At 41.2% G+C, this 10665-nt stretch carries 11 protein-coding genes and 2 tRNA genes; 1 reads left to right on the top strand and 12 read right to left on the bottom strand.

Annotated features, from left to right (window positions below):
• The 11 genes from ACXJIN_RS06710 to ACXJIN_RS06660 form a co-directional block, all read right to left on the bottom strand.
• On the bottom strand, positions 1-1958 hold a 1958-nt coding region (locus ACXJIN_RS06710; protein WP_456400692.1), incomplete at its 3' end, for a hypothetical protein.
• 230 nt (positions 1959-2188) lie between these two features.
• Positions 2189-2279, bottom strand: a tRNA-Leu gene (locus tag ACXJIN_RS06705).
• Positions 2280-2339: 60 nt separating this feature from the next.
• Positions 2340-2723 carry a hypothetical protein gene (locus ACXJIN_RS06700; RefSeq protein ID WP_456400690.1) on the bottom strand — a complete coding sequence of 128 codons (384 nt, stop codon included), beginning with the start codon at positions 2721-2723 and terminating at the stop codon, positions 2340-2342.
• Between the two features lies 1 nt (position 2724).
• Positions 2725-3738 (bottom strand): lytic transglycosylase domain-containing protein, encoded by a 1014-nt coding sequence (locus ACXJIN_RS06695; RefSeq protein WP_456400688.1) that lies wholly within the window; start codon positions 3736-3738, stop codon positions 2725-2727.
• A gap of 117 nt (positions 3739-3855) precedes the next feature.
• Positions 3856-4548, bottom strand: a complete 693-nt coding sequence (locus ACXJIN_RS06690) for a 2-phosphosulfolactate phosphatase (protein WP_456400686.1) — start codon at positions 4546-4548, stop codon at positions 3856-3858.
• 15 nt (positions 4549-4563) lie between these two features.
• A complete protein-coding gene (locus tag ACXJIN_RS06685; RefSeq protein WP_456400684.1) occupies positions 4564-5361 on the bottom strand; it encodes an energy-coupling factor transporter transmembrane component T family protein in 798 nt (265 codons plus the stop codon).
• 8 nt (positions 5362-5369) lie between these two features.
• Positions 5370-5849: a 2-C-methyl-D-erythritol 2,4-cyclodiphosphate synthase gene (ispF, locus tag ACXJIN_RS06680; RefSeq protein WP_456400682.1), complete on the bottom strand. Its 480-nt coding sequence runs from the start codon at positions 5847-5849 to the stop codon at positions 5370-5372.
• A complete protein-coding gene (gene dnaN, locus ACXJIN_RS06675; protein WP_456400680.1) occupies positions 5849-6937 on the bottom strand; it encodes a DNA polymerase III subunit beta in 1089 nt (362 codons plus the stop codon). The genes ispF and dnaN overlap by 1 nt, the downstream gene beginning before the upstream one ends.
• Entirely contained in the window at positions 6922-7911 is a 990-nt protein-coding gene (locus tag ACXJIN_RS06670) for a hypothetical protein (protein WP_456400678.1), read from the bottom strand. The genes dnaN and ACXJIN_RS06670 overlap by 16 nt, the downstream gene beginning before the upstream one ends.
• Entirely contained in the window at positions 7860-9155 is a 1296-nt protein-coding gene (gene kamA, locus ACXJIN_RS06665) for a lysine 2,3-aminomutase (protein WP_456400676.1), read from the bottom strand. The genes ACXJIN_RS06670 and kamA overlap by 52 nt, the downstream gene beginning before the upstream one ends.
• Positions 9156-9184: 29 nt before the next feature.
• The gene (locus ACXJIN_RS06660; protein ID WP_456400674.1) at positions 9185-10165 is read right to left on the bottom strand and encodes a DUF4384 domain-containing protein; all 981 of its coding nucleotides are present in this window, start codon (positions 10163-10165) and stop codon (positions 9185-9187) included.
• A gap of 91 nt (positions 10166-10256) precedes the next feature.
• Here ACXJIN_RS06660 and ACXJIN_RS06655 point away from each other — a divergent pair.
• Positions 10257-10331 (top strand) — tRNA-Glu (locus ACXJIN_RS06655).
• A 50-nt stretch (positions 10332-10381) separates the two neighbouring features.
• On the opposite strand, the gene ACXJIN_RS06650 is transcribed toward ACXJIN_RS06655, so the two are convergent.
• On the bottom strand, positions 10382-10543 hold the full coding sequence (locus ACXJIN_RS06650; RefSeq protein ID WP_456400672.1) for a ribbon-helix-helix protein, CopG family: 162 nt from the start codon (positions 10541-10543) through the stop codon (positions 10382-10384).
• Positions 10544-10665 lie beyond the last annotated feature (122 nt).

The raw sequence follows: 10665 nt of genomic DNA, 5'->3' as shown, positions 1-10665 counted from the left end.
ACATTTTCAAATGCAAGCCCACCCCAGTATATCGCGTGATCATCCGTGATCGTTGCGGTAACTGAAATATTTCCATAATAAGCTGGTATTTCAGTACCATTCACATTCACCATCGCGTAAGAACCAGCAGGCGTGATCTTTATGGTCGGAGCTCCCGTATCGGCTTGAACTTTGTAAGTTGTAATTGCTGTGCTAACCTGATCAGCTAAAGCTTCAGCTTTAGCACCTATTTGATACGTTCCTGATGGTCCGTAGAACGCAACTTTAAATGAGAACGGTTCGTTCAAAGTTCCGTAAGCGGATATACCATTTGCTCTTACACTGTCAACAGAAGCTATCAAAGTATGAGAGAAATTGATGACATTTGTGTAATATTCATGACCATTCAAAGTATAAGCGTAAGCCGTCGTCGTGGAATATCCGGAGAACGACGTATCAGATGCTACCGAAACCTTAATAGGCCTATCCAAAGAAAGGCTTACCAATGGCTGGCTTGATTCAACTGTAACAGTAAGATTTTCCGGCACACCTTCGTACGTATTTCCATTTGGTTCAATGCTCAGCTTTATAGGTGAAAAAACAGGTAAAACTTTGTATCTCAAAAAGGCAACGGCAGCTCCATTGACATTGACATTAAACTTAACGTATGCGTCATTGGTATTGCTTTCATCAAAGAGGTAAGCTACGAGGTCAACGATCGGGATTTTGTTATTTATCAGATCGGAACTCTTTACATTATTATCAGCTAAAACTACTCCGTTTGTCGACTTTGAAGTGAGATCCTCATCTGTATAGTAGCTTTCTGTGATATCGTAATTGTTAATATCATTCTTTCCTTTAAGGATGTACCCATAAAGGTGAATTTCATCTCCTGCATTCTTCACGATCCAGTCGTTTGTGTTGTTAACTATATGACCTTGTCTATCTATCAAGAAGACGTATGGTGTATCCTTTGGATTAGTTTTTTGAGTTCCAAGTACATGGAAAAGTTTTGTGTAAGAAGGCAAAGGATTTCCCCATTTGTCTACAAAACTAATTTTAACTTCGTTCCATTGATCTGCTTTAATACCGCTTATCGCTTCATCAGACGTGTAGTTTTCATTAGCAAACACCGTACCGTTAACGCTTACAGTGGCTTTAACGTTTGTAGATTCGTAAGAAAAACTCACAGAAGTTGAAGAAAGCGCCACAGCGTAATCTTCAGAGTCTTTTTTGCTTATTTTAAGCTTAAGATTGCTAACGCTTGGCATCCAATCAACATTTTCCACTACTGATGTAGCCGCTGTTGGCGTTGCGTTCGGCAATTTAGCCGTTATTCCAAACGTGTAAGAGCCCGCCACGTTTGGCGTGTACTTAAATGTCCACGTGTTGTTGCTTTTCGAAACTTCCTCGGCCGGATTACCATTAACTTCTGCCGAAACAACTGGAGTGCCCGTGTTATTTGGATTTGTAACTTCTACGCTGAATTGAATTGGACTCCCAGTTACGTAATGTTTTCCATCCATGTAGTTCGATTTTACCGTTAAGTTGCTTATCTTTGGTGGTAAATATGAATGAGAAATTTCAAAGCTTGAATTCGTTACCGCTGGTCTTGGATTTTTAGTGTAAGCTTGCACATTTAAAGTGTAGCTTCCCGCTTTAAGCCCAGTGAAAGTGTAAGTGAATGTTCCTTCCGTTGTCTGATAGGGACCATTCGCACTCTGCTGTGAAATACTCAATGCACCATCTTTGTACAATGAAAAATACACAGCATCAATTGGGCTTTGAGCTTTAATGTAAGCCTCTACTTTTACATTTCCCGTTTCATTTGGCGCCACTACGATATTCTGGCCGTTTGCTGGCATTACCACTTTAACCACTTGTGGCGGCAACGCTGGCTTGGGCAAGAGGAAACAGCCAGAAAGGACGATCATCAACAATGCTACTGTTACTGCTAAACCTATTACCTTTTTACTCATGCGTCCTCCTGTCAACCATAACACATGGTTGCAGGAAAGCACCTCCCTTCAAAATGTTCTTGCTTTTATCTTCAATTTTGTACAGCAAAAAACTAACCCCCTTGGTTAGATTGTAATCCACTTCTCTCCCACGATCCCTCCTTCCACATCAAACAAGAAGTCTGATTAGTTATTATATACTTGATTTCAAGTACTGTCAAGAGAAGAATTTAAGAGGATAAAAACATAATTGGTGCCGAGGGCGGGACTTGAACCCGCACGAGCTTTTAGTCGCTCACAAGAACCTGAATCTTGCGTGTCTGCCAATTCCACCACCTCGGCTTACTTGCCGTAAAATTATACCTTAAAAGAATTTGCCAGTCAAGCAAAATAAGGAAAAATTCACTCTATCTTCAAACGAATCATTCCATCTTCAAACTCTATTTCCTTTAAGCTTTTGTTTTTCAGCCATCTAAAAAAAGTGTTGTCAATTTTTCCGACATTTAAAACAAGAGAATTTGGTGTTATTGTTATCGCTTCGTCAAGCTTTCTCTTTTCAATTTCTTGCCTTATCCTTCCCAAAAACATCCTGACCGTTAAACTCATGGAAACATCGAATTTAACTTCTTCTGAAAAATTCAGAGGGACTTTTGGCGCAAAAAGGGTGAATTTAACGGTTCCCATCATGGCAGAAATGTCAAGCTTGCCATCCTTTACCTTAACGCTGGCACCGAATTTATCCCCAATGAATTCGTTTATCTCTTCTTGTGATATTTCGAATTTCACCTTACCATCTCCCGTTTAAAGAAAAAGCGTAGGAGTTTTTATCTTTCCATGCTTCAACGTACGAGCTGAACAGCTTAACTGCCATTCCATACCTCACATCACCGGACGCGGAAACAGAACCAAATAGTTTCGCGTTCCACACGTCAAATATCCCAGACGCCGCCACACCACTTTTGTACATGCCAACTATCGCCGTTAATGGGCCAAATTTAGAAGATATTTCAAATTCGTCGTAACCGCCTTCATGTCTAAAAGCCATTTTAAAGTGTTCGGAATTTATCCTCCATATCCATGAAAGCGATACCTTGGTTGAATTGAACGTGAGTTCCGGGCAAATATCCACTTGACCGGGTGGAAGGGGATATGAAGCCCCAACTATTATCTTTTTTGGCGATTCGTACTCGGCGAAAATTCCCATTCTTGCGTATATTTCTGGATAAGAAGGGGTTGCGGTGTATTGATTGACGTATTTCATAACCTTTTTAACGTAATTTTGAGTTTCAGCGTACGGCGGAACGCCCTTGTACTTCAACACGGCCGTTGGACCAGCGTTGTAAGCGGCAAATGCGAGCTTTAATGAAGAAAGTCTCGCTTCGTATTTGGAAATGTAATTGATGGCACCTTGAACACTTTGATAAGGGTTAAATGGGTTTTGAACGTTGTACTCTAATGCCGTCTGAGGCATGAACTGCATTAAACCTTCGGCCCCAACCCGACTCCTTGAATAATTTTGAAAGCCACTTTCAACTCTTGCCAAAGCCAAAGCAATTGGAATTTCGTCCTTTTTCAAAGGAATTTGGGAAAAGTTCATCCATGGCACGCTAAATGTAAAGCCGACGCCCGCCATCCATTGACCGGTAGTGGAATAACCGCTTTCGTAAGAAAATCCAGGGTAATAGTAAAGCGTGTAAGGTTGGCTTGCCAGATTTAAAATTGGAGTGTCAATTGAAAAACCGCCTATTATTGGATCGGCGACGGCCACAGACAGTGAGAAAAAGACCGTCAATGTAACCAAAAAAATGAACATCTTCGCGTTTTTCAAGGTTCTTGTGGCAAAAATCTCTTAAGAGAAATTACCACCTTCACCACCTTTCCATTTTATCTAAAATGCGGATTCACACCGGAGTTAAGTCTAAATTCCAAAAAAGTCAATTCCAAATGGATCTTTTTTAAAAGTCGGCACGATTTTTGTTTCTTTCACGGCTTCGTACAGATCCATTTCCATTCCGTGCTGACTTAAATACCTACCATGATGGGACATCTTCAAAATCTTTATCTCTTTTTCACAGGAAATGCTTTTTGCCACTATTCCATCATCATTCAAAGCTGGAAGATCTAAATGAGAGATGTATTTACCAGCCGTGTAAAGGTCCTCTAACGCGACTTCTGAATGGCTCCCCGAACACACGACTAAAACGTTTTCATATGATTTCGAAAATTCAGCGACACTTTTCACATTTGAAAGCGCCATGGAAACCAAAGGACCGTACGTTTTAAACTTGTTAACCGCCTTAGTGCCGTTTGAAGTTGTTAAAATTATGTTTTTTCCCTTAACCACTTTTTCGTTGAACTCTAACGGAGAATTTCCCAGATCAAAGCCATCTATCTTAAAGGATTTTCTCTCGCCAGCCAACAAAGAAGATGGTATTTTTTTCTTTAAATTCACAGCTTCCTCAACGCTGCCAACTGGATAAACCGCGCTCGCGCCGTTAGACAAGGCTTTGGCAATTGTGGTGCCCGCCCTCAAAGTATCTATGACGATCACCAAATCGTACGAATCTTTTTTAACGTGTTCACACGGAATTGAAAGCACTTCTACGTTCACTCTTACCTCCAAAGTTCAAAAATGTATGAAAGCTATCGAAATAAGGGCAAAACTCAAAATCGTAAAGACATAGTCTTTTTTTTTGAAGACTAACTGTCTGTACTTAGTTCGCCCTTCAACGCCCCTGTAGCATCTCGCTTCCATTGCAAGTGCCAGCTCTTCTGCCATCCTTATGGCTCCGACGAATAAAGGTATAAGAAGCGGCACCATGTTTTTCATCCTCTGAATGAAATTTCCCCTGTCGAACTTTGCGCCTCTTGAAAGTTGCGCTTTTACGACATGGTCCGCTTCAACGGCCAAAACGGGTATAAACCTGAAGGCTATACTTATCATCATGGAAAAATCGTGCGACCATTCTTTTGGAATTCGTACGGTGTTCATCAACGATTCAAGACCATCCGCCAGCTGTATTGGTGAAGTGGTAAGCGTTAAAGTGGACGCTATAAGAATTATAAGAACAAGGCGTAAAGTTATGAAAATCGTGTTGTAAATGGCCACATTTGTTATTTTAAAAACCCAGAAAGACCAAACAACATTTCCTCCTCCGGAAAACACTTGAAAAACAGCCGTTAAAGCTATAAGAAGCCACAAAGCTTTCAAACCTTTCATGTAGTAAATGAAAGAGATCTTGCTCGCAATCATTAAAACAACCGTTACCGCTGTGATCAAAGCGTATTGCCATAAATCGGTAACCAGGAAGATCACTGTGATCATCATCACGTTAAAAATTATTTTGCTTCGAGGGTCAAGAGCGTGAAGAAAAGATTTTTTTGGCACGTATTGACCAATTGTTATGTTTGAAAGAAAATTCATCTACTCTCCTACATAGCCGGCTCTTTTAGTAAACATACCGCCATCGCGCCAACGCCTTCTTTTCTTCCCACAAAGCCCAGGCCTTCGTTTGTCGTTGCTTTCACACTTATCCTTGTTACATCAAGGTCAAGCGCCTCAGCTATTCGCGATTTCATTTGTGAGATGTAAGAAGAAACTTTTGGTTCTTCCAGAACGAGCATAACGTCTATGTAATCTATTTTGAAATTCCTCTTTTCCACCATTTCCTTTATCTCTTTCAATATGATCATTGAAGATATACCTTCGTAGCGTGGATCGTTCGGAGGAAAATAAACACCTAAATCTCCTAAGCCACTTGCTCCTAAAATCGCATCTCCTATCGCGTGGGCTATAACGTCACCGTCCGAATGAGCGGCCAAACCCTTAACATAAGGGATTTCCACACCGCCCAAAACGAGTTTTCTTCCCTCTGTCAACCTGTGAACGTCGTATCCTATTCCCGCTCTCATTATATTCTCACCGGCATGACTATGAAGAAATACCCATCCAAGTCCGGTGTATCCACCATCAAAGGTTTATTCTCATCTACAAAATTCAATTGCACTTTTTCTTCATTGGTATGGTTCAACGCGTCCAAAACAAAGGCTGGATTGAAAGCCAACGTCATGGGTTCTCCTTCCATTTGAACGTCTAACGTTTCTTCAGCTTCTCCAAGGCCAGCGCTTTTAGATGATATCTTCAAAGAATCGCTGTCGGTTGTGAATTTCACGGCTTCTGTACCACTTCTCGTTACTATGCTTGCCCTTTTAACGGCACCACGCAGAGCATTTCTATCAACGATTATCCTTGTTTTGAATTCTTCGGGTATAACGCGCTTGTAATTCGGAAATTCAGCGTCCACAACTTTGCAAACTAAAGTCGTGTTTCCAACTTCAAAGGCCACCTGTCTGTTTTCAAAACGCATTATTAACTTATCTATGCTGGAAACGCTTAACAATCTTGAAAGTTCTTTAACGGCCTTCAAGGAAATGAGAAAACTCAAATTCCCCTGACTTTCTATCTTTTCCTCGGCCAATGCCATCCTAAAACCATCCACGGCAACTGTTCTAAACATGCCATTTTCCATCTCAAAGTAGACGCCATTTAAATTTCTCATATTTTCATCTGAAGCCGCGCTAAACGAAACTCTGTCTATCATTTCAGCCAATTTCACCCTGTCCATTTCGTAAATGGCACCATCGATTGGGAAGTTCACTTCCGGGAAATCTTGAGCGTCCTGGGTGAATATTGTGAACCTGCTCTTTTCAGATAAAATTTCCAATTTATCCCCATTTGTCGAAAATTTCACTTCTTCGGAGGGGAGACTTTTAACTATTTCGTACACCGTTTTGGCGTTCACTACAAAAGCTCCTTCTCCCTTCACGTTTGGTATCTTCGATCTAACCGTGAATTCCATATCCGTTGCGGTCATGGTTAAACCATTATCCAATTCGAAAAGCACCCCATTAAGAACCGGCTTTATTGGCCTTGAAGCAACGGCCCTTGAAAGCGAATCCAAATGAAAAGACATTTCGCTCTTTTTTACGGTAAATTCCATGTTTTGGAACCTCCCTCATCGTGATCGTAAAGCACATCAAAGACGATTATACCATCATTTAAGCGTTTCTTGAGCTCAATAATGAGTTCTTCAGGATTTACTTCATATCCCCGCACAGAAGTGTGATTGAGCGCCACCGCCAAAAGCTTTGTTTCTTTTATTGAAAGAAAATTTCCAGCATCAGAAAAAATTTTATCCGGGCTTGGAACTACAATTGGGCATTCTACACGTGATGCGATCTCGTTTGTTACCGCACCCGGAAGGTAAAGGTATTGCGCTCCTTGCGCCATTTTCACTATTTCTTCTTCGTATCCAGCCACCCCATTGGTATCGATTTTTACTACTTTGTCATTTTTGATCGCAAATGGAACTTTTGGCATTTTGTTGGCGATTTCGATCACGTATTCCGGCGCGTGAGGGGTAAGAATTTTATTTACAACTTTGATCGTTTTATCCACCACTTCTTCAACGCTCTTACCAACCTCGGCTCCGCTTATGAGAATAGCAGCGTTTGAAATCGAAATTGAACCCATTCTCGCCAACGCCCCGTCAATTACAAACGTTTTAGCATGCTTTCTTATTCTTTTCACCACATTTAGAGTTTCTTCGTAACTTCCAATTTTTACCGTATGAACTTCCACATCCATAAGCGCTTTAACAAGTGAAAGGGGCGTGGACGGCGTTTCAAAAGTTTCCAATATCTTCGTTCCCACTGGCACTTCTGTAGAGGGTACAACGGCAAAGTTTCCCTTTGGTAAAAAAACCGGCGGTTTCGTGTTTTTAAATATCTTGTCTTCTTTTTCCCCATCTACACCAACAGTTATTACGCAGGCTTGCGAAAGCCTGCGTAATAAAAAATTAACAACTGTGGTCTTTCCAACATTCTTTGCAAGACCAACAACTGATACTAAACGGTAATGCTTTACTTGTTCAATGAGTTGTCTTTCTGGGATTTCTTGTGCTCTTCTCTCCACTTCTTTATTCTCTTCTTTCTGTCATTTCCCCAAGGAATCATAAAGGCGTAATTTCCGCTTAAGAGTCCGGCCACTCCGGTGTTGCTTTGTTCTTTTTTGGGAATGTAGTCTTCTTTGCATTTCGGTTTGTAGTCATCCGGTTCTTCGTAAATGAAGATGCCTCCTTCGTAGTTTCTTAATACAACCTTATTTGCCCCCATCGAAATGAGATACTGTGGATTCACCGGAATCTTCCCACCTCCGCCGGGAGCGTCTATCACATACGTTGGGACTGCAAAACCGGAAGTATGTCCTCTAAGATATTCTATTATCTCTATGCCACGCGCAACTGATGTTCTGAAATGAGAAAGGCCCTTAGACAGATCGCATTGATATATGTAATAAGGTCTCACACGGTTTTTCACCAAAAGGTGTACAAGCTTTTTCATAACCTGTGGGCAATCGTTAATTCCTCTTAGTAATACCGATTGATTTCCCAAAGGGATGCCCGCGTCCGCCATTTTCGCGAGAGCTTTTTCAGATTCCGGCGTTATCTCATTCGGATGGTTAAAATGCGTGTTAACCCATATGGGATGGTACTTCCGCAACATGTTGACAAGTTCGTCCGTTATTCTCTGTGGCATAACAACGGGCGTTCTTGTGCCTATTCTCACTATTTCCACGTGTGGAATTGCCCTGAATTTCTTTATTATGGCTTCCAATCTTTCAGTGGAAAGTGTAAATGGATCTCCGCCGGATATCAAAACATCTCTTATCTCTTCGTGGGCCGCAACGTATTCAACCATTTTGTCTATTTTACTCATGGGCATTGGCATGTCGGTTTCCCCGGCTTTTCTCCGGCGCGTGCAATGTCTGCAGTACATGGAACATTGATCGGTAACGAGTGCCAATACCCTGTCGGGATAGCGATGAGTTAATCCGTAAACGGGAGAATCCACATCTTCAAAAAGAGGATCCGTGCTTTCATTCGGCGCAACGTAAAGTTCATTCATCGTGGGAACAGCTTGCTTTCTTATCGGATCTTCAGGATCGTTTGGATCTATCAACGAAGCGTAGTAAGGCGTGATGGCCATTCGTAAATGTTCAAGGCTGGTAGTTATCGCATTTTTTTCATTCTCGTCAAGCGGTATCACCTTTGAAAGCGTGTCGGCATCCATTATTCTGTGAGAAATTTGCCACTTCCAATCGTTCCACTGTTCTTCGCTTACATCCTTCCACAAAGGAATGTCTTTGTAATTTCTCATTTTTGCTTCCTCCTTTAAGGCATTCAATTTTAAAAAGAAGTGTAACTTTCTATTTTGTTAAGTTGAAAGTTCAGATTGATATCGTTCTGAATCGTAACCGTACGCACAACTGTTTTGTAGTCTGGCTTTACTACTGTGAATTCGTATGTGCCAACCGCCAGTTTAAAAGTGCAAGGACTTATTCCTAACATCTTTCCATCCACAAAAACCAAAGCCCCAGACGGATAAGTGTTGACGTTTACTTTAACGCTTAGAGGTTGAACGGGCATTATGGAAATAACACCATTCACCATTGAATATTGTCCTGGTTGAACTGTGAATGACTTTGCCAAGCTTCTTCCGTGGTAAACAAAGGTCGCAACGTGATTTCCAACGGGAAGTTGCAAAGTTTTTGGAGTTTCACCCTCGTACGTTCCATCAACGTAAAGTGAAACTCTCATTGGGCTGGAAGTAAAATTCACAGTTCCCATTTGAGGAACGTATCCAACATAAAAGTATGTTGTTGCAACAGCTATAGATTCTCTCATAAGCTCTAATTTCATCTTTTGCATGTATTGTTGTCCATCTTTGTATTCCAAAAATGGATTTGCCCCTGCAAGCGGTACATTTGGAAGCGCGCTCGGTGAAAGACTCGCAACGGCTTCTAAAAATTCTCTTCCATTTGGCCCGGTAACGGTTAAAGAGTAATTGTAAGCTGGATTTGGAATAGTGTAAACCACACCGCCCCTCACGTAGTTATTTCTTTGGAAGAAATTCGGGAAAAGTACTCTCACACTACCATCGGTTGCGAAATCGAATATGATCACGTACGCGTTTTCAGAAGTTTTGAAATAAATCCTAACGTTATCTCCTGGATAATAGGTTGCCCCGGTTGAACGATCCATCCAGATCTGAACCTTTAAAGAAGATGGTTTTACAGGGGTAATTATTATATCTTTAACAGGCGTATCTGCCAAAACGAAAATTCCGATCGCCGTCAAAATTAGAAAAAGCGTAATTGACCTTTTCATACTTTTTCCCTCCTTTAACGCTTCTCTACGTAACCTCAATTTAAGGTGCGTTTTCTTTGAAAGAAACACATAAGTATGATATCATATTAGTGGCCTCATCGGATAGTGGTTAGTCCGCCTGGTTCTCAGCCAGGAAACCGGGGTTCGATTCCCCGTGGGGCTGCCAAATTATTCACGGCTACATTTATCAAATCCCGCTTTATGCGGGACTTTTTCTTACTTATCAGTTTTTGTTTTTTCAAGGTATTCTATTATCAGTCGGCGAACTAATTCGCTCATTGAAATGCCCAACTCAGACGCACGATGTTTTATCTCTCTGACTCGCCAACGTTCAAGTTGAACGCCTATTTGGGTTTTTCTTCTATCCTTCGCATCCATCCGTATCACTCACATTCTTTTTTCTTCTTTTCTTTCTATCATAGAGAGCGCTAAGGTTAGTTAGAAAAAGAATAAGATATAATTAAAAATTGTTTACAAGCCATTCTTTTTTTTGCAAAAAA

The sequence above is a fragment of the Mesoaciditoga sp. genome (assembly GCF_054006115.1).
This window is presented reverse-complemented; position numbering and strand designations above follow the sequence as displayed.